The sequence below is a fragment of the Alteromonas sp. KUL49 genome, assembly GCF_006538345.1.
In the GTDB taxonomy this organism is placed as follows: Bacteria; Pseudomonadota; Gammaproteobacteria; order Enterobacterales; family Alteromonadaceae; genus Alteromonas.
Map to the genome: position 1 here is coordinate 486,581 of NZ_BJKL01000002.1, position 21,785 is coordinate 508,365.

Below are 21,785 nucleotides of genomic sequence, written 5' to 3' on the forward strand. Positions count from 1 at the left end.
CTGGGTTAGAGCTGTTTATTTATACAGTAAAAAACAAAAGTGATTGATAACGCAGTAGAAATATTGAGAGCGATAATTGCAGTAAAAAAACTCGAGAGGAAAGAGAGGCAAAGAAAAACGCCCGAGTTGTGTTTTACAATCTCGGGCGTTTAAAAGCGTAGAATCTAACTAGACTCCAAGCAGAGTCGAATTACTTGCGAGCAAAACGACGCGTTCCCATAAGAACAAGGGCTAAACCTAGAAGTGCAAACGACTGAGGTGAAGATACCTCTGCTGCAAACTCACCATTAATTTGAACACGGGCTGATGCGTTTGGTGCTTGAACATTATTAGCGTAAAACGCGATAACGTTGGTTCCAGTTTGTAGGAATGAAGATACGTCAATAGCTGAAGCAATATCGTTAGCGAAGCCGTTGCTGTCTGAATAAACTAGATCACCGTTTACGTAAATTGAACCATCATCGTCAAATGAACCAATAAGCTCAGCAATTGTTGGAAGTTCAGTCAGTGTGAATACAGTGCGAGCAACGATAGAAGTATTACCAGAAACGCTTGTCCCATCATTTGACCAAATGTTTAGCCAACCACCACCCATCGATGAAACTTCTACAGCATTGAACCAACCGGTGAGATCGAATACCGCATCTGAATTCCAGTCTTCATCTTGACCGTTGGTGAAAGATGAGCCGTCGTTAACAAACCAGTCTGTCGTAGTTTGGACGATTACCGCTGCGGAAGCAGTCGCGGAAACAAGTGATGTTGCTAGCAAGAACGCTGCAACTTTTACGTGCTTTAGGAATTGTGTTTTCATTAATTTACCTTTTAGTGTTCAACTTCTACTTAGCTAAAAGTACATCTAGCACTGTTTTTGGCTACTCGCTCAAAAAACAAAGCAATACTAAAGTCGAAATAAGCAATTAACAGACCATCAAATTAAACTTTAATATTTTCATGTAATTAGAGAATAAAATCCGAGTAAACACACACAAGGCCCTATCGATTGTAAAAAATTTAGACATCAATAAAAAAGCCCCTTCCAGCGTTGGAGAGGGGCTTCAACTATTATTTTGGCGCTACGAGCACCCACCAAAAGCTTTATTGAGCAGCTGGTGCTTCCTCGTCTTTTGCCACAGAAAGTTGCATGCTACGAATAGGGTTCTCTGTGTCATTTGACAATTCAACCAAGCGATTGAGTTGTCCTAGTGACATCATTAATGCGTAAAGCGCGCCCAAAAAGCCTGACTTATGAAGTTCTAGCACCGTTTCTTCCGGTAGCTCCATAAGCTTCTTCTCATTGATGCTTAACATACCTGTTACGTTGCGTTGCTGGCCGCTTTGATATGTCAGACGAATTTGAATAGGATCTAGCAGATCTAATTCAACAATTTTTTGAACAAAACGTTGCGTCAATAGTTCGCTATTTGCAAGGTCAGCAAGAAACTGCTGACGATTTTTAAGGAAATCAGACGCCTCACCATCAGCAGTAAATAATGGCTGACCTTCCTCGCTGATCGAATCACTATTTTCATCAATGAATACACCCAGCTTGTCGCCATCTGGGCGGACGTCAAACGGATAACGCAGTACATTAGAAGGGACATGTGGCCCTTTCCAGCTATCACCCGTCAAGAAAAGGTTCTGACTTTGCTCCATACCAAGCATAGCTACAACGTGATAACGATCTGAGCCTGGGTCTTTAATCAATACAATTGGCATAGTGCTCGCTAGCTGAGCGAATTCTTTGATGGTTGCCGCGGCTAAATGAGTATCTTTTGCATATTTAAATGAGTTGTTTACCGCAATCTTAAGGTCTTTATGCTTTTCTTTGTCTAGCGGTACGTAGTTAATTGCCATATTTCATTCTCTTACTTGTTTATTGTGGCTTCCTGTCCATGGGATGATGATGGTTACCACGAAACTAACTTTATTGATCTTATTTGCTGCTTTGATATTGCAATAAGTGGTCACGGAGTATCACCCATAAGCCGCAGCAAGTCACGTTCAAAGCGCGTAACATATTTTAAATTTTCGTTACAACCCTTATAACATTGGGCTTTGTGTGCGCAATTCAACACTTTTCTTGATTGTCTGACGTAATTAATTTTCGTAGTCTTGAATAAGGATTGCGGATAGACGCTTTACTCCCCTAACGAAGAACACAAAAAAGAACAAGGAATAACAATGAAAGCCCCATTCAAAAAGCGTTACATTGCAATGATTTTGAGTTCCATGATGGCCTTATCAAACAACGCTAACGCTATTGAAGTTTCAGAAAAAGCAGTACAGATTGCACACGATACCATTATCGTAGATGGTCATATCGACGTACCATATCGAGTAAATCGAGGTTGGGTCGACGTCACCGAGGCTACCGAAGGTGGGGATTTTGATTACCCCCGTGCGGTTAAAGGCGGCCTAAATGCACCTTTTATGTCGATATATGTACCGGCTAGTCTGGATAATTCACCTGAGTCAACTCAGCTGGCTCACGTCCTCATTGATCAGGTGGAAGCTATTGTCGCAAGAGCGCCAGATAAATTTGCTATTGCCAAGAGCACTGCGGATGTGGAGGAACAGTTCGAAAAAGGTCTCATTTCTCTCCCATTAGGTATGGAAAATGGTTCTCCGATTCAAGGAAACTTAGACACCCTAGCTTTGTTTTACGAGCGCGGAATACGATACATAACGTTAGCACATAGCCAATCCAACCACATTTCTGATTCTTCTTATGATTTACGCAGGCAATGGAAAGGCCTAAGTCCTTTTGGTAAATCGCTGATCACAGAGATGAATAACATTGGCATCATGATTGATATCTCTCATGTATCTGATGACGCGTTTTATCAAGCCGTGGCACTGACTAAGGTTCCAGTGATCGCTTCACATTCATCGTTGCGTCGTTTTACACCAGACTTCGAACGCAATATGGACGATGATATGGTTAAAGCACTCGGAGAGAATGGCGGCGTCATTATGATTAACTTTGGCTCAGGGTTCGTATCCAAAGCCGCAAGACAGTGGCGAGCGGGATACACCCAAGCACGAAATGCAATTGTGGAGGCCGAAGGCGACGAAAGTCCTAAACTAGAGAACTTTGACGAAACTTATCGCGCTGAAAACCCATATCCTTATTCAACCCTTGATGAAGTGTTGGATCACATTGATCACGTAGTGAAACTGGTAGGTATCGATCACGTGGGTATTGGCTCAGACTATGATGGTGTTGGTGACTCATTACCCATCGATTTAAAGGATGTATCGACCTTTCCTAACTTGGTTCAAGGAATGCTTAATCGAGGTTACAGTGAGGCGGACATCAAGAAAGTGCTTAGTGGTAATTTATTAAGAGTTTGGAAAGCCGTAGAAGTTTACGCAGCTGCCCATTAATCACTGTATAAATATTGAGTCAACGCGCCCAATCGGGCGCGTATAAAGACTATTATTCTCCTGCATCAAAGCCCGCCAAGAACGCTCTTAACATCAAAGCCATCTGATCAAACAGAGGATTTGCTTCTGGAATAGCACATGCCTCGTGTTCTTTCACTAAGGCTGTGTTAAATCTCATCGTGTTCAGTAATACTTGGTTGACCACTAAATCAGCATGGCATAGCTCGTAGGACTCATCGATAACAAAAAAGGTGTTTCCAGCAGTGGTTGTTTCGATAAGTTGTTCAACACCGTGTATCGGAGTAGTTACATCTGCTTGTGAATGCGCAACGAACAAAGGCACGTCGATCGTCTGGCCTTCACTCACTTTTTCACGAATGCCACTAATAATATCCATGAGCTCCATTCCAGCAAAACTCGCAACACTAGGATATTTATGTGGATTCGGGCCGTGCGTCTCGTAACTGCCATCGAGGAATTTGGCGAGCAGCTTAATACCCCAGATTTTTGAGAGACTCTCGGCATTATCAGATAGCGCCAGAGCACCAGAGAACAGCATGATTCCGTCTATGGCATCGGGATTGTTGAGATAGTACTCAACAGATAACGCCCCCCCGTCGAGAAGCCTCCAATAATCACAGTATCACTCATTGATTGACCGATACTCACCGCCTGCGAAACGTGAGCCTGCCAACGTTCAGCAAGTTTACTGTCTTCCATATCGTCATCTGCATCACGTAGTCCATGCCCGGGCAATAATGGTGCAATGACATCAAAGCCCTCGCTAAACAAAATACCAGCAATTTCTCGCATGAAAAAAGGCGAATCACTTAAGCCATGGACAAGTACCGCGACTTTTTCAGCTGGCTCATCATGCAACAGTAAGAATGGAGCATTTCCCTCATTTCTGAGCAGATTTGAACACACCGAGTGTCGGTAAAGTGATGTAGAACGACAGGGTACCAGCTCTCCGAGCTCTTGCTGGTAAAGTGCGGTAAATTGTTCTTTTGGCGATACAGTAGTAGCACTAACAACCACTGGCATAGACAATAACAAAACGCCAATAAAAAACTTCATACGTTTTAAGGTAACTCGCACCAAAAGTCTCCTAACGATTTGGTGATAAAAAGTGTCGTCATAATAACATGACCTAAGTATTTCGAAACTATGAGAGGGTGAAGCGTCTTTGGCTTGTGCTATCTCAATGAAGCAGATTGCATATTTTTTGATTTACTCTCATCATTAAGTCAACCCGCAATAGGAAACAGCGCTTCGACAAAGGTGAAATGACTTCACGGTTTTCTTGTCTCGGTTTAGCCAAGATTTCCTTAACCACTTAAAAAAGGAAAACAGATGGCAGACTTTAATTTAGCATTTAACCATACCATGGACATGGAAGGGGGTTACGTATTCGACCCAGACGATAACGGCGGTGAAACCTACATGGGGGTAGCACGCGCAAAGAACCCGCATTGGGTAGGTTGGCCGGTTATCGATAGTCTCAAAAATCGAGATGACTTTCCCGATTGTCTGGCCGATGACCACCAAATTCAGTCTCACGTAAAGTCTATTTATGTTGAGCGCTATTGGGAAGTGATAAAAGGCGACGACATCGATGATCAAAGTATCGCTGAATCTATTTTTGATTTTGCAGTCAATGCCGGTCCAAGAACAAGCGTGAAGTTAGCTCAGTCTGCAGTTGGAGCAGTAGCAGACGGATTCATTGGACCTAACTCGCTTGCAAAGCTAAACAACACAGATAAGAGGCTTTTTCTCACTGAATTTGCGCTCGCAAAAATAAATCGCTACGTCGAAATATGTGAGGCAACATCATCAAATAGGAAGTTTTTCTTTGGCTGGGTTAAACGCACTTTAAAGGGTCTTTAGAAAGGAAAAAAGGCGACCAAAAGGTCGCCTTTTTAGAGCGCAGAGCGTTTACTCTGCAACCATGTTGAAATGGTCTTTGGCTAGTGCCATTAGATTCGGTTCGCTAGCAACTGAGCAATTGGGCTGTCTTGCAAACCATTCTCAGTTACCCATGCGGTCAATGTTTTACCGTCAGCTTCAGGAGCAGAAAGGTCACTCTTAGGCATTTTCTTAACAAGTAAAGAACCAGAGTTTACTGCACCATTGAGCAATGCAGTGCGGATTAAGCTGTTTCCGCTACATGTAATACCGTCGTAGTAATCTTTAAGCTTTAGTCTGTAGTCGGCTTCTACTGCACGCATTTTCTTGCGTAGTTCACTTTTATCGTCAGCCTGAACGATGGTACAAATGTTTGCTAGTGCCTCATCAACGTTAGCTTGAGCCATACCCGAAACGCCAAGAGTAGCGCCGATAAGTAAAGAAGCTTTAACTATTTTCAACATGGTTAATTCCTCGAATTTTTAATAAGTTAGATTTGTCTGTTCGAGATGAATTAAACTAAAAAACGGTGGAGAGAAAAATCCTAGAGACGATACTTAGGTATTCGAATACATACCTTTTTGAGAGTAACTGTTATTTACCTCGTCTTCTTTAATCCAAGTAACCGCTTCTTCTAAATTAGAAAATTCGCGACTTTGGTAATGCGAGCAATCTGGGGGGTAACACGAAGCTTTGTGTCACTCGAGACGAGATAGCAGAAGACGACACGTAAGCTTCTTTAACCATACCGGCTTTGATAGCGATACGAGTGGCTTCATGAAGGTGAGGGATAGCGTCTGCGGTAGGCATCCAATCGTTATGCAAGACACCCACTACACCAAACGGAGGAACTAGCTGAGGAAATATGACTTCGTTGATTGTTCGGGTGAACTCTCTGGCCTTTTCCAGATTCCATCCACCAGAGGCTTCAAGATAAACAATATTATCTTGCACCCAAATCTTTAATTCACCGTGGCTATCAAATGACATACGTACCTTACAAATAACGCACTACGCTCATAATAAACGTAGTGCATACGTTAAGCGTGTCATAGGTCAGCGTAATTCGCCATTAAACATTATGATAAATTTTTTCCCTGGCAAACCCGCTTTTCATCACTACAACGAGTAATTTTTAGTCACTACTTTTAAGATCGTCTAGATGATATTTATCAATGAGTGAATAGAGCGTTGGACGCGTAACGCCGAGCAACTCAGCGGTTTTTGACATGTTTTTGTCAGCGGTCTGATAAGCTTTGCGAATGGCTCGACTCTCGGCAATTTCACGCACTTCTCGTAAATTTAGGGTCTCTAATTCGGTTTCACCGCTCACTGGCATCAGCCCCATATCATCTGGTTGAATGACGGTGCCCTCGGCCATTATTACCGCAGACTTGAGCTTATTTTGCATTTCTCGAATATTACCTGGCCACTTGTGAGCTAGCATAGCGTTGATGGCTGACTCGGAAAAACTCTTTGCTTTAGCGTTAAATTCTTCGCGATAACTGTTTAAAAATGTGCGAGCTAACAAAACAATGTCTTGATCTCGATCTCTGAGTGGTGGAATCAAAATTGGAATTTCACCGATACGATAATACAAATCTTCTCGAAAACGCTCTTCGGCCACCATAGTTTGTAGGTCTCGGTGCGTCGCACAAATCACACGAATATCTACCGGAATCTCGTTTCTACCGCCAACGCGCTCGATAACGCGCTCTTGTAAAAATCGCAGCATTTTAGCTTGCAATCCAATAGGCATATCACCGATCTCGTCTAAGAAAAGAGTCCCTCCTTGAGCGGTTTCGATTTTGCCTAATGTGGTTTTATTAGCACCGGTAAACGCGCCTTTTTCATAGCCAAACAATTCACTTTCTAGTAAGCTCTCAGGAATTGAAGCACAGTTTATAGCAACAAATGGCTTGTCTTTTCTGGGGCTGTGTTCATGAATACTCCGGGCGAAAACCTCTTTACCCGTACCACTTTCACCCAGTAGCAACGTGCTAATATCGGTATTAGCGATTTTCTCTGCTTTTTTCACCACTGTTTGAATGGCATCACTGTTGCCAATAATACGTCCCATACCCACTCGAGCGCGGGAAAGGATACTGTTTTCGTGTTCAAGGGTGGCGAGATTGAGCGCTCTGCCTACCAGCAACTTAATTGTGTCAGAATCAATGGGCTTTTGATAAAAATCGTAAGCTCCAAACTCAATGGCTTTGAGTGCATTTTCCTTGTCGTTATTCCCTGTCACTACGATGACTTTTGTTCGAGGTGCCAAAGACACAATATCTTGTAAAATCCTAAGTCCTTCAGAAGCATTAGCAGGGTCAGGTGGAAGGCCAAGATCTAAAGTAACTACTTTGGGTTCAAAACGACGTAACTGCGCAATCGCCGACGTATGATCATCAGCAAATACGACATTGTAGTCAGTTAAGCTCCATTTTAATTGTTTTTGGATACCCAAATCGTCGTCAACCACTAATATGGTTTCTGCCATTACCCTTTTCCTATTTGTTACTTCATCCTGATATAAGTGCGTTTTTACACACTCGACACATCTGACTAGTTAATCGGAAAAGCGAGCGTAAAACAACTCCCTTTTCCAACTTCACTTCTCACTTTCAGCGACCCACCAATCGAACTCATGTAGTCTTTAGCATCATAAGCCCCTATACCCATTCCGGCATTGCCTTTCGTGGTGTCAAAAGGCTTAAACAAGCGATTTTCAATGAAATCTGCGTCCATCCCGCAACCGGTATCTTCGATATGCACAAACTGTCGCTTACCACTGATTGATTTAGTCAAGGTTATATTTACTTGACCATTATTTTCTGTAGCTTGTTGCGCATTGCTAATTAAATGATAGAAAACATTTGCCACTTTCTCGTTATCAACGTTTACTGACAACTCTTCTGAGACATGCACTGTTGGTAGCGGCAGTAGACCTTGGCATCGTTGTTCGACCACTTGCTGAACAATAGTGGATAATTTTACCGTCGCCTGCTCTCCAGAAATTACCGTTTTCTTTTCAGTGAGCTGCTTTAACATTCGATCCATACGCGACTTGGTGTGCACCAAGGTATCGAAAGTATCTTCAATAAACTCTGGGTTGTGCTTGTGCTGTTCAGCATTCGCTAGGATAAGGTCGACTTGGGCCATCACATTTTTGAGGTCGTGAAGTACAAAGGCAGACATACGATTGAAGGCGGCAAACTGTGCGTTTTCCGCAACGTCTTTAGCTGCTTCATGGTGATAGATATAAGTACCGACCTGCTCGGTAACGGCGGTGAGGTAGTCTCTGAGCTCCCAGTTTAACGACACTTTCTCGGCATCTCGCGCTGCAAGTACTGCAACCCCCCATATTTTTTCGTTATTGTATAGCGGCAGGAAAAGTTGATACCCCCATTCTCTGAGAATATCTCTGTCCAACTGAAGCCCCTGATAATTGAAAGGTTTAACCTGATACTCAGAGGTATCAATAAACCAGGGGTTAGTTTCACAATGATGAGCCATGGTTATCAGTAGCGCTTGGTTGTGCTCGTTTTCTTGTAATGGCCTAACCGATGCCACCGGCTCAAATTCATCATTGGTTTTCTTGTATAGAATTCCAGAGTCGTAATTGATTGCCTTGAGCATTCCAAGCAATGCTCGCTCATACACTTTGTCTGGTTCATTCACATTGGTTGAGAGCGCTTTAGTGAGCTTCACCCACTCCACACGATAGTCATATTGGTTAGCAAAGAAGTGTTTTGTGATAAACACCTTTATCTTCGTTCTAAACGAATTAGACAAAAACACACTCGCCAGCAGAGCCAACGACATGACCACCAAAATTATTTGTACCGTTGCGCCCCAACTACCGCCAACATAATTAATGGCATAACCCGCCAATGCCATCACAAACAGATAGGCACCAGCGACCAAGAGCAAAGAGCTGTGCAGGACAACATCACGAGATATAAATATGTCTACACCCCAATGACTTATTCTACGAATCGCTACGACCAAAAAGGGAATGAGTAGAAAATATATGAAACCACGCGCCGCGACATAACCCAGTTCGACTTGATTCACCATGGTTGCATTTGCGTAGGTAACAAACTCGAATAAATGAATAGCCCCTAAATACAATACAAGAGGCTTATATGCCCATTGATCTTTATTTGCTTGGCGATACATCACTTCCAACAAAATCAACACTTCGAGTGCTAAAACAATTAGCAGTAAATAACGCCAAGACGGGTCAATATAAAACAGGTTTGGTAGTAAGAGTGTGATCAGCCCGGGTAAGAGTATAAAAAAGGTTGTTGGACGCCTTATTATCTGCCAAAAGCTTGTAAAATTATCTTGCAAGCAACTTGCAAGAAAGAGCAGCCAAACCAACTGTTTAACTGCATCCATATTGAGTAAACGAGACAGGCTGATAGGGCCAAAAAGCGTGGCTATCATACTCAAAGACCACACCAGTGTGACGGCTGATGCCAACACGAGCATGTGCTTTGCTACTCCGGATTTTCGTACAGTGAGTAGAAGCAACAAGAGGACTAAATACGCTAAACTATTCAGCGCGTATCCTATGTCTGAAATCCCTATACCTGAAATCATCCTTTCTTCACCCTAAACCGCACTAATTACCTGCTATTAACGCTTCTTCAATACCAGAGAGCCAATGGAATACCCTGCACCAAACGAACACAAAATGCCTACGTCCCCCGAGACCAGATCTTCATGATATTTACCAAAAGCAATAACAGAGCCTGCAGAGGCTGTATTGGCAAACTCATCAAGTACTATGGGCGCTTCTTCGCGACTGGCTTCACGCCCTAATAGTCGCTTTGCTATCAAGGTGTTCATATTGATGTTAGCTTGGTGCAACCACCATCGTTTTACATTTGCTGGCTCAATATCATGACGGCTAAGGTGCTCTGAAATATGCTCAGCAGCCATAGGACACACTTCTTTAAATACCTTACGTCCAGCTTGGTGGAATAACTTGTCGGCACCGTATGGATCAACGTCCTCTGCACGGGTCAAATATCCAAAATTAGAACGGATATTGTTCGAAAACTGCGTTACAGCCTTGGTACTCAACACATCATAAACATGTTCAGATGTAGCGGTTTCAGCGCGTTCTAAAACAGTCGCAGTAGACACGTCACCAAATATAAAATGACTATCGCGGTCTTTATAGTTAACTTGCGGAGACACTAGTTCAGGATTTATGACTAAAACGCACTTAGCGCTGCCGGCGCTCAGCATTTCGAACGCTCTATGCATACCAAAGGTCGCAGCTGAGCATGCAACCAACATATCAAAACCAAACCCTTTGATTCCTAACGCACCCTGAACTTCAATAGCGATAGCAGGATAGGAGCGCTGTGTGTATGCACAAGAAACGATAACCGCATCAATGTCGTCTGCCTTTTTGTTGGCTTTCTCCATGGCAATCTTTGCCGACGCAATAGCAAATTCAGCTTGATGAGAAAGTACTTCATCTGCTCGAGGTTCAATCAGTGGTTTCATTCTATCCACGTCTAACGCGCCATCTTTTTTGTAGATGTAACGTTGTTTGATACCTGACGCTTTCTCAATAAATTCAGCGCTTGAGTGAGGCATAGCCTGCACTTCTCCACTTTCAATTTCACTACTATGTTGCGCATTGAACTTATCACAATACGCGTTATAGCTTTCCACAAGCTCTTGATTAGAAATGCTATCTTGTGGGTGCCATACTCCAACCCCACTAATAACGATTTGCTGCGACATGGGTAATCTCTTTCTGTAATTATTTTTAAATTGTACGACATGTATTCGAGACATCTGAAGATTGCGCGAACACTTCCCTCAGGCAAAAGGGAATAATTAAACAATGTCGTCAGTTTGTTTATATTCGATTGTTCTAATGCGAACAGGTGCTACTAGCTTAACGCAATCGATAGAATAAGTAATCTTTGGAAGGGCAAATTAGCTCGGCTTTAGAAGTTACAGCTAAAAAATCAACAAAAAACGGCGCTCAAGGCGCCGTTTTCGCAGAAATCAATTAAAATTTCACATATTAATTTTGAGTGATTTGCCACACAGTTACTGTGCCACTTACTTCACTACCTACGAGCAACAATGCTTGACCGTTAGAACTATCGTCTGCGCTCACAAACACAAGGCTTTCCGGCGCTAGGTCACCAATAACATCACCGGTTGATAGACCTTCAGTAAGATCACGGTTGATAACATATTCTACAAACTGCGCATCGTACGGGTTGGTGACATCATATACGAAAATCCCACCCATACGCTCGGTTCCAATGAAGGCATAAGTGCGGTCACCAACCATACCTACCGTAAGCGCTTCTGGCTCAGGACCTTTGTTCTCAGAACGTGAATCGCCTTCGTTTTCATCGTCATTGTTATTAAACTGAGCGCCGTGAACTGAAGCGGTAATGCGTTCGAAATCATCGCCTGAATCGAAAACAACTAGGCCATTTTGGTCCCAGATGGTAAATGAGCGGGCGCCATAAGCAAATGCCGCGTCGTATTCACCGTCACCGTCACTGTCACCCATTGCATTAGTTACACGAAGGTCATCCGCCTCACCCGTCGCTTGTAACATAGCAAGCTCAGAGTTTGCCTCAGCAGTTAGATCTTCTACCTTCACTTCATCGATGTAAGCAAGACATCCGTCATCTTCATCAAACTCTAAACCACCGTCGGCTAAGCATGTTGCTTCGTCAACAGCGTCGAAGAAATACTCCCGTGCATCACCTTCGTTTGCTGTGAGTATGAAATCGGCATCTTTCCAAGTAAAACTCGCAATGGTATCTGGCTGATACAAACCATAAATGCCTTCATACTGACCAAAACTGACGCCTCCGTCTTCTTGGATATCTATATTCAAACCTTCCCAAGACTTAACGCCTAAACCTACGATCTCAACTGAGAGATCTTCCAAGTCAATAACGGCAATACCATTATTTTCTTGTAAGCTAACAAAGGCATTGTCGTTAGTCGATGTGATGTACTCTGGCTCTAAGTCTTGAGCAACAGAAGTATCAATCAACACACCTTTGATTGTTCTACCAGAAGGGTTTGGAAATAGCATTCCTTGTGCAGCAAGTTCAGCTTTGCTGTCGTTAAAGCTGTCAAACCCAACGGTAGTTGCTGTCTCTTCAGGCTCACCATTAGCTAGAATATTGATAACTGAAACGGAACCCACTGGGTCAACAGTATAATCACCAGATGGTTCACCCTCGTTGGCAACCAGTACTTTCCCGCCGTCTGGGGTAAAAGTCACCATATCAGGAAGTGCTCCCACTTCAACTGTGTCTAATAATACTGGTGCTGAGGCATCTAAACCGTTGTAAAAAAGTACATAACCATTATCGGTTTTTGTCGCTGCTGGCACGGCTACCGCCATTAAGTCGCCGCTGACTGCAATACTTGTTAGACCGCCAAGTGCAACACCATCAACATCTGCCGGAAGCGAAATGTTAGTTACGGCAAGGTTAGTCGTACCTAACGGATCTGCCATAGTGTCATTAGACAGTGAATCTGCAACGATAACAGCAATAGTATTGGTGTCTCCGTTAGTAGCGTAAATAGTTTGTGTTGCAGCGTGATACTGAACAATCTCGGCCGCCGTTAGGTTTCCTAAAAACGCGCGACCAACAACGTCAAGTGATACACCTAAAGATGCATCTGCGCCGTTACTGCCGTCTGCTCCGTCACTACCCGCGTCACCTTGCTCGCCTTGAGGGCCTTGGGCGCCAGTCTCACCCTGAGCGCCGTCGTCTCCGTCAAGCCCACAGCCTGTCAAAGAAGCAGATATAAGTAGTGCTAGGATGCCTAATTTAAATTTGTTTTGAGCGGCCATTCGATTTCCTTTTTGTTTTTCATATTCAGTGGTCACTAACAGAAAATCTTCCCGTTAATGCATAGCTGTGTACGAGAGACTCCATTCAAGTAGTGTAAAATAGTGCGTCGCGGTGTCTCTAATACGTGCAGTACAAAATGTTCCGTACAAACTTAGAGCCAGTTTATGACACTAATATTAATTAAGCAAAAAGACACAAAACCACGTAAATGCTCAAAAACAAATGAATAGAACAAAAACAAAAATCATCTAAACTGCTATTTTAAAAAAGATTTCTAATACGCGCCTAATGATGTGCTGCAGTTAAAATCATCGGTTGGGTAAACCCTAACATCACTCGACATTCTGACCATCACGCAATCACCCTCGTTAGCTACTAGCTCGTCAAGGGTGACTATTACGTAATCTCCATCCACTGCATTTAAACCAAACTCAAACCCCTCTCGGTCACCTTCCACTATCGAAGTCACTAGCCCGGCGAAGAATGCACCAAATATCATGTTACCCACGACATGGTCATTATCGTAGCTAGACAATGCACCGTCTGCTGCTCCCAATGCCATAGCTTCAGGGACATGAGATTCAAAGGTAATTGGCGTGATGTCGTTCACACGAGCATAAAACACCTCAACAAATTGGTTTTTTGACATCAATGAAATGTCATCAGAGCTAGCGCACCCGTTTATTCCGAGCAATACAAAAACTGCAGCTAACCTACGTAGAAGGGGAAAGCTTAGTCGTGATTTATTGATTGTCTTGGTCATCTCTCTTCCTTAAATTTAGAGTATCGAGCCAACATGTTTCGAAGAATAGTACCGACAAACTGAACCCATCCTTAATGCTCTGCCATGCTATTTTTACAACGAATTTCGGAAGCCGCTAATTACTTTGACTTGACTCAGTTTTAACCTGACAATCTATACACAGTATGTTGACTCCCAAAAAAGGAAGAAGGATGAAACGAATATCACAACATTTAATCGCCACTGCGCTAGCCGTCGCGTTGGGTGCTTGCGCTACCTCTCCAACTGGCAGAAGCCAGATGCTGCTTTACTCCGATGCTCAACTCGCGCAAATGGGCGATCAGGCATTCGCTAGCATGAAAGAAGAACTGACGATTTCTAATAAGCGTGTGCAAAATAGTTATGTGAACTGTGTAGCCGATGCCATCGTTGCGCAAGTACCGTCAGAGGTGTTCGGTGGAGAATGGGAAATTGTCGTTTTTGACGATGAGCAGGTAAATGCGTTCGCCCTACCTGGCGGAAAAATTGGTGTGTATACAGGCTTACTTAATGTTGCCGAAAACCAACATCAGCTCGCAGCAGTTATCGGTCATGAGGTTGGTCACGTTATAGCCAATCATGGTAATGAGCGAATGTCTCAATCTGCTGTAATCGGTGTAGGTAGTGAAGTTGTGGGTCAAGTATTAGAGCAACAAGAAGTAGCAGGGTCTAGTGCAATCATGGGCGCTATTGGCTTGGGCGTTCAGGTTGGCGTTCAACTTCCCTTTAGCCGAACTCATGAATCTGAAGCCGATATCATCGGATTACAGCTCATGGCTAAATCAGGGTTTAATCCGGCTCAGTCGGTAAACCTGTGGCAAAACATGGATGCTGCTAGCTCCGGTGAACGCCCCATGGAGCTGCTATCAACTCACCCTGCTCCACAAACACGAATAGATAATCTAAAAGCTAATATGGCTCCTGCCATGGCTGATTACCGTGCAGCGCCGGTATACCCTAGTTGCGAATAGGACCTGCCTCTTAATCTTTAAAAAAGGGAGCATGTTAAGTGCTCCCTTTTTAGTGTGAAACGTTAGACTATCTTTTAGTCAGTTGTTTTGTGTACATGTACATCCATTTGAGGGAATGGAATGGAAATACCCTCTTGGTCAAATCTAAGCTTTACGGCCTCGGTAAAGTCAAATTTCACAGCCCAGAAGTCTGCGGTGTTCACCCAGGGACGAACTACAAAGTTAACACTACTATCCGCGAGCTCTGATACCGCCACTTGTGGTGCAGGATCTTGCAAGATACGATCATCAGCTGCCACCATTTCAAGTAAGATATTTTTTGCCTTGAGTAAGTCAGCGTCATACCCGATACCAACGACCATATCTACTCGACGTGTTGCTTTGGCAGAGTAATTAGTGATGTTTCCGCTGTATATCGCACCATTCGGAATAATGATTTCTTTGTTGTCTGGGGTTGTCATAGTAGTTGTAAAAATACTGATTTTTGTGATGCCACCGGCAGTTCCACCTGCTTCAACGAAATCACCAGCCTTAAACGGTTTAAATACAAGTAACATGACACCTGCGGCAAAGTTCTTTAACGAATCTTGTAAAGATAGGCCGATGGCTAAACCAGCGGCACCCAGTATTGCTACCAATGATGTTGTATCCACCCCCAATTGATTCAATGAGGCTACAATGACGAACAGTGTAAGTAATGCGCTTAAAATAGACGCCAAAAAATCTACCAGCATGGGTTCGTATTTTGACTTACCCATGAGCTTGCGGAAAAGATTCAAAATCAGGCCGACAACCATTCGACCAACAACAAAAATGACAAGCGCTAGCGCGATGTTTATTCCCCAAGGGATCGCATAATCGTTGACGAGCTGTTCTACATTACTCGTGTTGAATTGACTGAGTGTTTCTTCCATGGTGCATCCTTGTGTTAGTAAGTTTTTATTTTGCGGCTACTATCGCCAATGACCCATAATCTAAACGTTGGACGAACTCGTTGCCATCGTCATTTTGTATAATAGACAAATGGTGAAATATCTCTACCATTCACATCACGTAACGTCATTTTACAGTACTTTAATACGAATATTTGATATGCTTATGACGTTTTAAAATATATATTGAAAAAAATAAGGCGAGAGACATCGTCATACAATAGTCATCAAATGCTTATAGATTGCCCTTCGTATTTTTCAGGAACACACGTCACTCGGCATTATTCCGAGATAAAGAGCTAAGTTAACGGAAAGTGGTTTAAAGGAATGTTTTCATGTTGTTTTTAGGGACGCTCATGTGCGTCGTAGGCCTAATTTTTTGCTATGCAATGATGAAAGACACTGGTATCAATACCAAGTACGCACGAAAAGGAGATTCGTGTCATCAGATCACAGCGCTGGAACCTATTGTTTCCAAAGCTGAAGTACGCCGGATTTTTCGCGACAACGTGTAACGCTATCGGTATGATGCGCGTATTCATTTGTGTTTCACCCAGTAACTATGCGTATTCCTCGAATTTTCTACCCACATCACATACCACTTGAGCAAGAGTTTGCGCTGACCGATGATGCGGCTCACCACATTGCAACTGTGCTCAGGCTAAAAGCAAATCACCCCATTGTGTTGTTCAACGGTGATGGCAATGAATACAGTGCTCAAATCGTACATGTAGAGCGTCGAAAGGTGCATGTCGAGGCCGACGCATGCTTGTCCCTATCAAAAGAGTCATTACTCAGCATTCATCTGGGACAAGGCGTGTCTAAAGGTGACAGAATGGACACGGTACTACAAAAGAGTGTAGAGCTTGGTGTCACAGAAATTACACCCGTTCTTACAGAGCGCTGTGCGGTTAAGCTCGATGAAAAGCGATGGGAGAAAAAACAGCAACAGTGGCAAAAGATAGTCGTGGGTGCTTGTGAGCAATGTGGTAGAAATACAGTCCCGACCCTCAATACTCCAGTTACGTTAGAGCAATGGCTCTCACATTCCACAACAACTAGCCGTTTTGTATTAGCGCCCGGCGCTGAGCAAGCATTGTCACGACAACCTTACAATAGCCAAGGCTATCGACTTCTCATCGGTCCAGAGGGTGGCCTATCGGCGAATGAAATACATCAGGCCAACGAGTGCGGTTACTTATCGGTCAGTATGGGACCACGTATATTGAGAACAGAAACTGCTGCGTTGGCGAGTATTAGCGTATTACAGGCGCTGCATGGTGACCTATAATTAGACTGCGTTAGCCTTTGCTATGCATTTTTGCAGCAAAGATCGTTGCGCTCTAAACTAACAATTGATTTATTTCGAATTGATACCATATATGGCGTTGAGCTAGTTTTTCAAAACTCCATTTCAGTAATCGAATAAGTGAGAGCTACATGCAATATACCCTAGGCGTGATCATGGATCCTATTAGTGCGATCAAACCTCATAAGGACACGAGCTTTGCAATGATGCTAGAAGCACAACGTCGAGGTGCCAAAGTTGTTTATTTCGAGCTAAAGGACTTGTATATCGACAATGGCAGACCCATGGGGCTCTCTCGTCAAGTCACTGTGGAAGACAAAGCTACCGACTTTTACAGCCTGTCTGAGCCTGAAACGGTTCATCTGGGTGATATTGACGTTATCATTATGCGCAAAGACCCGCCTTTTGATAGTGAGTTTATGTACGCTACCCATATTTTGTCGCTGGCAGAAAAAGATGGCGCCTTAGTAGTAAATAATCCGCAAGCACTTCGTGATTACAATGAAAAGCTCTTCACTAGCTATTTTCCCGAGCATATCCCAGATACGCTAGTAACCAATAACAGCACGTTAGTTAGAGAGTTTCATGCTAAGCACCAAGATATCATCTGCAAGCCGTTAGACGGTATGGGTGGAGCCTCAATATTCCGTGTTAAGTCTGACGGTAATAACTTGGGTGTAATTATCGAAACGTTAACTGATTTGGGCCGACGTTATATGATGGTTCAAGCATACTTACCTGAAATAAAAGACGGTGATAAAAGAGTACTTATCGTAGATGGTGAAGTTGTACCCTATTGTTTGGCCCGATTGCCCACTAAGGGGGAAACTCGGGGGAATCTGGCGGCAGGAGGCACGGGCCGACCACAACCTTTGTCAGACACTGACAAAGCATTGGCCGAAGCCATTGCACCAGTATTAAAAGCACAGGGAATACTCTTTGTAGGGCTCGACGTTATTGGTGATAAAATTACCGAGATTAATATAACAAGCCCTACCTGTGTTAGAGAGATAGAAGGGCACTTCGATATTAATATTATGGCGATGCTGTTTGATGCCATTGAAAAACGATTGGAGAAAAATCGCACTCATTAACGCATAAAGAGTGTTGACCAATGGACCTCGTATGACCGAACTAAAAAGTTTACAAAATCACTTTCTCATCGCAATGCCAACGCTGGACGATCCTTATTTCGCCCGATCGTTAACTTATATTTGTGAACACAATGACGAGGGGGCAATGGGTATTGTTATTAATCAGCCATCGTCGATGAATTTAAAAGAACTGCTTTCACAAACGGATGAGGAGTTAGTGGTTGATGAACGTTACGGTGAGCAAATTATTCTTGCAGGCGGTCCTATGAACCAAGAAAGAGGGTTTGTACTACATTCCGCTCAAGAAGGTTATGGCTCAAGCCTATCGTTAACCTCAGAGGTAATGGTCACAACGTCGAAAGACATATTGACGGCAATTGGCGAAAACAATGGACCATCATCTGCCATTATAGCGCTTGGTTATGCTGGCTGGAAAGCAGGTCAATTGGAACAAGAACTTCAAGAGAACGCCTGGTTAACGGTAGAGGCCGATCAAGAGATCCTATTTAATCTACCAATCCACAAAAAGTGGCAAGCTGCAGTGAATAAATTAGGTGTGGATGTTTGGCAACTCGCCCCCGGTAGTGGCCATGCGTGATAGTGGACAACGTACCGTTTTAGCTTTTGACTACGGAACAAGAAGTATTGGCGTTGCGATAGGTCAGGAAATCACAGGTACAGCCTCGCCGTTAGCCGCGCTCAAAGCAAGGGACGGTATTCCAGACTGGTCGCAAATAGAGAAAATATATGATGAATGGAAACCCGACATCGTTGTTGTTGGATTACCACTCAACATGGATGGTACGTCTCAAGAAATGACCCAAAGGGCTCAGAAATTTGCCAATCGTCTTCACGGACGTTTTCGCGTCAAAGTAGATGTTGCTGATGAACGATTATCAACTGCTGATGCAAAGGCAATGTTGTTTGAATTAGGGGGTTACAAAAAACTCACTAAGGATAAAATAGACAGCGTTTCTGCCTGTGTTATTTTTTCGAGTTGGGTAGAACGTCAGTACGAATAACTCAATAAAATCAATTGGGTTTGGCAGTTTCACACTGCCAACAAAAATCAAACGCGGCGCCATTTTTCTCTTCACATACAGTGCAATGCCACTCTGCAAAATCATTGTCGCTTAACGTATCATTGAGTGAAGAGATAACCATAGTTGCTCGAGAAAGCCAGCTTACATCGACGAGCCATAATTCAGGACAAGCCTCTATCCATGGGATCTCACCCACTGCACCGCCAGCAAACTCATTTTTTACCAAATAAGGAATGCCGAGTGCGTCAAATTCACTCTTGGCAGATTGCATAAGTAGTGCATCATCCGTTGATAACAACTTAATCATGATTACTGACCTTAATCATCCATATCAATAGATACATTAGACAATGTCCCCAATCCAGAGGCCTGCGCCGAATCGAGCTTTATCATCAACCGTAGATCATTCGGAGAATCCGCATGATGTAACGCCTGTTCCATGGTTATAGTACCTTGTTGATAAAGTGCGTAAAGGGCCATATCAAAGGTTTGCATACCTTGCTCTTTACCTTTGCGCATCGCTTCTTTGAGTTCACCTATCTTATTTCGTTGAATCAAATCAGAGACCAAGGGAGAGTTTAGTAACACTTCAATCGCAGCCACTCTCCCATTTCCAGACGCCGTGGGAACAAGTTGTTGAGCGACAATGGCCCGAATATTCAAACTCAAATCAAACCGCAGTTTGTCGTGTTGATCCTTTGGAGCAAGGTGCATGATACGTTCAATAGCTTGGTTAGCATTATTGGCATGGAGCGTTGCAACACACAAATGTCCAGTATCGGCAAATGACATGGCAAACTCCATGGTTTCCATGGAGCGTATTTCACCAATGAGTATCACGTCTGGCGCTTGACGCAACGCACTTTTTAACGCGTCATCAAAAGATAAGGTATCAATACCTACTTCTCGCTGTGTGACTACACAATTATCGTGCTCATGAACAAATTCAATGGGATCTTCAATAGTTAAAATATGCCCATGCGAGTGAGCATTTCTGTGGCCTATCAGTGCAGCTAGTGACGTGGATTTACCTGTGCCTGTCCCACCCACAAATAACACCAACCCACGTTTCGCCATGATGATATCTTTCAATACTTCCGGCAGACCGAGGTCTGTTGCTTTGGGAATATCAGTCACAATTCTACGAATCACCATACCAGCTTGATCGCGCTGCCAGAATGCCGAACACCTAAAACGTCCCACACCTTCGCGTACTATGGCAAAGTTACATTCTTTGTTCTGGTCAAATTCAATTTTTTGTTTATCGTTCATTGCCTCATGCACGAGCGCTAACGCTTCAATGTCACTGAGCGACGATTCTGATAGCTGAGTTAATTTCCCATTGATTTTGGCACTCACGGGAAATTGTGCGGTGACGAAAAGGTCAGACGCTGAATTCGACACCATTGAGGCTAAATAATTGTCTAACATAGAGCTCCCCTAGTGATTAGGCATGGCAGCTTTATCTATCGCTTTTGATGCTGCGTCTTGCTGTGTAATAACGCCAAGCGCAACAAGTCGCTGCAAGCATTGATCCATAGTTTGCATACCATGAGCTTGCCCGGTTTGAATCGCTGAATACATTTGAGGGACCTTATCTTCACGGATTAGGTTTCGAATAGCGGGAGTTCCGATCATTATTTCGTGAGCTGCAATTCGCCGCCCCCCACTTTTTTCAAGAGGGTTTGAGAAATTACCGCTCGCAACGATTCCGACAACATTGAACGCACCATAGATTTTTCCTCCGCAGGGAATACGTCCACAATACGGTCGATAGTTTTTGGGGCTGAGTTCGTATGAAGGGTACCAAAGACTAAATGGCCGGTTTCCGCAGCCGACATTGCCAGTCGTATAGTTTCAAGGTCGCGTAACTCTCCTACTAGTATCACGTCAGGATCCTCACGAAGAGCAGAGCGTAGCGCGTTATTGAAAGAATGGGTGTCACGATGTACTTCCCTTTGGTTGACCAAACATAGTTTGTTGTCATGAACAAACTCTATGGGGTCTTCGATAGTCAATATATGTTCACGCTTGTGCGAGTTGATGTGGTCGATCATCGCCGCTAGCGTAGTGCTTTTTCCTGAACCCGTGGCACCTGTCACCAACACCAGCCCTGTAGGTTGGTTAATTATCTGCTTAAATGAAGCAGGTGCCCCCAATTCATCGAGGGTCAGTATTTTACTTGGAATGGTACGCAGCACAGCAGCAGCGCCGCGATTTTGTACAAATGCATTAACCCTAAATCGGGATAGTCCCTGCACTTCGAATGAGAAGTCTGTTTCGAGATTTTCTTCGTATTCTTTACGCTGGCCATCATTCATAATTTCGTAGATGAGCGCGTGAACCTGTTTGTGATCGAGGGGGTCTACATTAAGCTTTCGCATATCACCATCAACGCGGATAATGGGAGGTAATCCAGCAGATAAATGTAAATCTGATGCGCCATTTTTTACACTGAAGGCCAAAAGTTCGGTAATATCCACAACCACTTCTCC

General features: G+C 43.6%; 21 protein-coding genes and 1 pseudogene. 7 read left to right on the top strand and 15 right to left on the bottom strand.

The features are described from left to right. Window positions 1-190 precede the first annotated feature (190 nt). Both EYS00_RS05275 and EYS00_RS05280 read right to left on the bottom strand, forming a co-directional pair. A complete protein-coding gene (locus EYS00_RS05275) occupies window positions 191-811 on the bottom strand; it encodes a hypothetical protein (RefSeq protein WP_130635505.1) in 621 nt (206 codons plus the stop codon). A 284-nt stretch (window positions 812-1,095) separates the two neighbouring features. Beyond that, complete coding sequence (locus EYS00_RS05280; RefSeq protein ID WP_130635506.1) at window positions 1,096-1,854, bottom strand: SapC family protein; 759 nt, start codon at window positions 1,852-1,854, stop codon at window positions 1,096-1,098. A gap of 360 nt (window positions 1,855-2,214) precedes the next feature. Here EYS00_RS05280 and EYS00_RS05285 point away from each other — a divergent pair, with 360 nt between their 5' ends. Continuing rightward, window positions 2,215-3,387 (top strand): dipeptidase, encoded by a 1,173-nt coding sequence (locus EYS00_RS05285; RefSeq protein ID WP_242618666.1) that lies wholly within the window; start codon window positions 2,215-2,217, stop codon window positions 3,385-3,387. A gap of 52 nt (window positions 3,388-3,439) precedes the next feature. Here EYS00_RS05285 and EYS00_RS20835 read toward each other — a convergent pair whose 3' ends face one another. Together EYS00_RS20835 and EYS00_RS20840 are read right to left on the bottom strand one after the other, a co-directional pair. Further along, entirely contained in the window at window positions 3,440-3,946 is a 507-nt protein-coding gene (locus EYS00_RS20835; RefSeq protein WP_242618652.1) for a hypothetical protein, read from the bottom strand. 8 nt (window positions 3,947-3,954) lie between these two features. After that, entirely contained in the window at window positions 3,955-4,485 is a 531-nt protein-coding gene (locus EYS00_RS20840) for a carboxylesterase (RefSeq protein WP_242618653.1), read from the bottom strand. A gap of 255 nt (window positions 4,486-4,740) precedes the next feature. On the opposite strand from EYS00_RS20840, the gene EYS00_RS05295 reads away from it, so the two are divergent. Then, window positions 4,741-5,274 (top strand): glycoside hydrolase family 108 protein, encoded by a 534-nt coding sequence (locus tag EYS00_RS05295; RefSeq protein WP_130635508.1) that lies wholly within the window; start codon window positions 4,741-4,743, stop codon window positions 5,272-5,274. An 89-nt stretch (window positions 5,275-5,363) separates the two neighbouring features. On the opposite strand, the gene EYS00_RS05300 is transcribed toward EYS00_RS05295, so the two are convergent. The 7 genes from EYS00_RS05300 to EYS00_RS05330 form a co-directional block, all read right to left on the bottom strand. Next, the gene (locus EYS00_RS05300; protein WP_130635509.1) at window positions 5,364-5,756 is read right to left on the bottom strand and encodes a DUF3718 domain-containing protein; all 393 of its coding nucleotides are present in this window, start codon (window positions 5,754-5,756) and stop codon (window positions 5,364-5,366) included. Window positions 5,757-5,931: 175 nt separating this feature from the next. Beyond that, window positions 5,932-6,282 carry a hypothetical protein gene (locus EYS00_RS05305; RefSeq protein WP_130635510.1) on the bottom strand — a complete coding sequence of 117 codons (351 nt, stop codon included), beginning with the start codon at window positions 6,280-6,282 and terminating at the stop codon, window positions 5,932-5,934. 145 nt (window positions 6,283-6,427) lie between these two features. After that, window positions 6,428-7,789, bottom strand: a complete 1,362-nt coding sequence (prsR, locus tag EYS00_RS05310) for a PEP-CTERM-box response regulator transcription factor (RefSeq protein ID WP_130635511.1) — start codon at window positions 7,787-7,789, stop codon at window positions 6,428-6,430. A gap of 65 nt (window positions 7,790-7,854) precedes the next feature. Next, the gene (gene prsK, locus EYS00_RS05315; RefSeq protein WP_130635512.1) at window positions 7,855-9,897 is read right to left on the bottom strand and encodes an XrtA/PEP-CTERM system histidine kinase PrsK; all 2,043 of its coding nucleotides are present in this window, start codon (window positions 9,895-9,897) and stop codon (window positions 7,855-7,857) included. Between the two features lie 36 nt (window positions 9,898-9,933). Beyond that, entirely contained in the window at window positions 9,934-11,058 is a 1,125-nt protein-coding gene (locus EYS00_RS05320) for a beta-ketoacyl-ACP synthase III (protein WP_130635513.1), read from the bottom strand. Between the two features lie 289 nt (window positions 11,059-11,347). After that, window positions 11,348-13,159, bottom strand: a complete 1,812-nt coding sequence (locus tag EYS00_RS05325; RefSeq protein WP_130635514.1) for a choice-of-anchor I family protein — start codon at window positions 13,157-13,159, stop codon at window positions 11,348-11,350. A 275-nt stretch (window positions 13,160-13,434) separates the two neighbouring features. Continuing rightward, window positions 13,435-13,923 carry a hypothetical protein gene (locus EYS00_RS05330; RefSeq protein WP_130635515.1) on the bottom strand — a complete coding sequence of 163 codons (489 nt, stop codon included), beginning with the start codon at window positions 13,921-13,923 and terminating at the stop codon, window positions 13,435-13,437. 191 nt (window positions 13,924-14,114) lie between these two features. Here EYS00_RS05330 and EYS00_RS05335 point away from each other — a divergent pair, with 191 nt between their 5' ends. Beyond that, on the top strand, window positions 14,115-14,912 hold the full coding sequence (locus EYS00_RS05335) for a M48 family metallopeptidase (protein WP_130635516.1): 798 nt from the start codon (window positions 14,115-14,117) through the stop codon (window positions 14,910-14,912). A gap of 74 nt (window positions 14,913-14,986) precedes the next feature. Here EYS00_RS05335 and EYS00_RS05340 read toward each other — a convergent pair whose 3' ends face one another. Continuing rightward, complete coding sequence (locus EYS00_RS05340) at window positions 14,987-15,826, bottom strand: mechanosensitive ion channel family protein (protein WP_130635517.1); 840 nt, start codon at window positions 15,824-15,826, stop codon at window positions 14,987-14,989. 580 nt (window positions 15,827-16,406) lie between these two features. Between EYS00_RS05340 and EYS00_RS05350 the strand changes: the two genes are divergently transcribed. The 4 genes from EYS00_RS05350 (at window position 16,407) to ruvX (ending at window position 19,269) form a co-directional block, all read left to right on the top strand. Beyond that, window positions 16,407-17,135, top strand: a complete 729-nt coding sequence (locus EYS00_RS05350) for a 16S rRNA (uracil(1498)-N(3))-methyltransferase (RefSeq protein WP_130635600.1) — start codon at window positions 16,407-16,409, stop codon at window positions 17,133-17,135. A gap of 149 nt (window positions 17,136-17,284) precedes the next feature. Next, window positions 17,285-18,247 carry a glutathione synthase gene (gene gshB / locus EYS00_RS05355; RefSeq protein ID WP_130635519.1) on the top strand — a complete coding sequence of 321 codons (963 nt, stop codon included), beginning with the start codon at window positions 17,285-17,287 and terminating at the stop codon, window positions 18,245-18,247. Window positions 18,248-18,278: 31 nt separating this feature from the next. Further along, window positions 18,279-18,845: a YqgE/AlgH family protein gene (locus tag EYS00_RS05360; protein WP_130635520.1), complete on the top strand. Its 567-nt coding sequence runs from the start codon at window positions 18,279-18,281 to the stop codon at window positions 18,843-18,845. Then, window positions 18,838-19,269, top strand: a complete 432-nt coding sequence (gene ruvX, locus EYS00_RS05365; RefSeq protein WP_130635521.1) for a Holliday junction resolvase RuvX — start codon at window positions 18,838-18,840, stop codon at window positions 19,267-19,269. Before EYS00_RS05360 ends, ruvX begins: the two co-directional genes overlap by 8 nt. Window positions 19,270-19,279: 10 nt before the next feature. Here ruvX and EYS00_RS05370 read toward each other — a convergent pair whose 3' ends face one another. The 3 genes and pseudogenes from EYS00_RS05370 to EYS00_RS05380 all read right to left on the bottom strand — a co-directional run bounded on the left by EYS00_RS05370 (window position 19,280) and on the right by EYS00_RS05380 (window position 21,773). Beyond that, entirely contained in the window at window positions 19,280-19,597 is a 318-nt protein-coding gene (locus tag EYS00_RS05370; RefSeq protein ID WP_130635522.1) for a DUF2007 domain-containing protein, read from the bottom strand. An 11-nt stretch (window positions 19,598-19,608) separates the two neighbouring features. Continuing rightward, complete coding sequence (locus EYS00_RS05375; RefSeq protein ID WP_130635523.1) at window positions 19,609-20,721, bottom strand: PilT/PilU family type 4a pilus ATPase; 1,113 nt, start codon at window positions 20,719-20,721, stop codon at window positions 19,609-19,611. A gap of 9 nt (window positions 20,722-20,730) precedes the next feature. Further along, a pseudogene (locus EYS00_RS05380) lies at window positions 20,731-21,773 on the bottom strand (type IV pilus twitching motility protein PilT). Between the last annotated feature and the right edge of the window lie 12 nt (window positions 21,774-21,785).

Excerpts from the sequence above, each read along its gene's own strand:
- gshB (WP_130635519.1), top strand. The coding sequence starts at position 17,285 with ATGCAATATACCCTAGGCGTGATCATGGATCCTATTAGTGCGATCAAA.
- EYS00_RS05330 (WP_130635515.1), bottom strand. The coding sequence starts at position 13,923 with ATGACCAAGACAATCAATAAATCACGACTAAGCTTTCCCCTTCTACGT.
- EYS00_RS05305 (WP_130635510.1), bottom strand. The coding sequence starts at position 6,282 with ATGTCATTTGATAGCCACGGTGAATTAAAGATTTGGGTGCAAGATAAT.
- EYS00_RS20835 (WP_242618652.1), bottom strand. The coding sequence starts at position 3,946 with ATGCTGTTCTCTGGTGCTCTGGCGCTATCTGATAATGCCGAGAGTCTC.
- EYS00_RS05360 (WP_130635520.1), top strand. The coding sequence starts at position 18,279 with ATGACCGAACTAAAAAGTTTACAAAATCACTTTCTCATCGCAATGCCA.
- prsR (WP_130635511.1), bottom strand. The coding sequence starts at position 7,789 with ATGGCAGAAACCATATTAGTGGTTGACGACGATTTGGGTATCCAAAAA.
- EYS00_RS05285 (WP_242618666.1), top strand. The coding sequence starts at position 2,215 with ATGATTTTGAGTTCCATGATGGCCTTATCAAACAACGCTAACGCTATT.
- EYS00_RS05335 (WP_130635516.1), top strand. The coding sequence starts at position 14,115 with ATGAAACGAATATCACAACATTTAATCGCCACTGCGCTAGCCGTCGCG.
- EYS00_RS05275 (WP_130635505.1), bottom strand. The coding sequence starts at position 811 with ATGAAAACACAATTCCTAAAGCACGTAAAAGTTGCAGCGTTCTTGCTA.
- EYS00_RS05375 (WP_130635523.1), bottom strand. The coding sequence starts at position 20,721 with ATGTTAGACAATTATTTAGCCTCAATGGTGTCGAATTCAGCGTCTGAC.
- prsK (WP_130635512.1), bottom strand. The coding sequence starts at position 9,897 with ATGATTTCAGGTATAGGGATTTCAGACATAGGATACGCGCTGAATAGT.
- EYS00_RS05295 (WP_130635508.1), top strand. The coding sequence starts at position 4,741 with ATGGCAGACTTTAATTTAGCATTTAACCATACCATGGACATGGAAGGG.
- EYS00_RS05370 (WP_130635522.1), bottom strand. The coding sequence starts at position 19,597 with ATGATTAAGTTGTTATCAACGGATGATGCACTACTTATGCAATCTGCC.
- EYS00_RS05300 (WP_130635509.1), bottom strand. The coding sequence starts at position 5,756 with ATGTTGAAAATAGTTAAAGCTTCTTTACTTATCGGCGCTACTCTTGGC.
- EYS00_RS05325 (WP_130635514.1), bottom strand. The coding sequence starts at position 13,159 with ATGGCCGCTCAAAACAAATTTAAATTAGGCATCCTAGCACTACTTATA.
- EYS00_RS05280 (WP_130635506.1), bottom strand. The coding sequence starts at position 1,854 with ATGGCAATTAACTACGTACCGCTAGACAAAGAAAAGCATAAAGACCTT.
- EYS00_RS05350 (WP_130635600.1), top strand. The coding sequence starts at position 16,407 with ATGCGTATTCCTCGAATTTTCTACCCACATCACATACCACTTGAGCAA.
- ruvX (WP_130635521.1), top strand. The coding sequence starts at position 18,838 with ATGCGTGATAGTGGACAACGTACCGTTTTAGCTTTTGACTACGGAACA.
- EYS00_RS05340 (WP_130635517.1), bottom strand. The coding sequence starts at position 15,826 with ATGGAAGAAACACTCAGTCAATTCAACACGAGTAATGTAGAACAGCTC.
- EYS00_RS05320 (WP_130635513.1), bottom strand. The coding sequence starts at position 11,058 with ATGTCGCAGCAAATCGTTATTAGTGGGGTTGGAGTATGGCACCCACAA.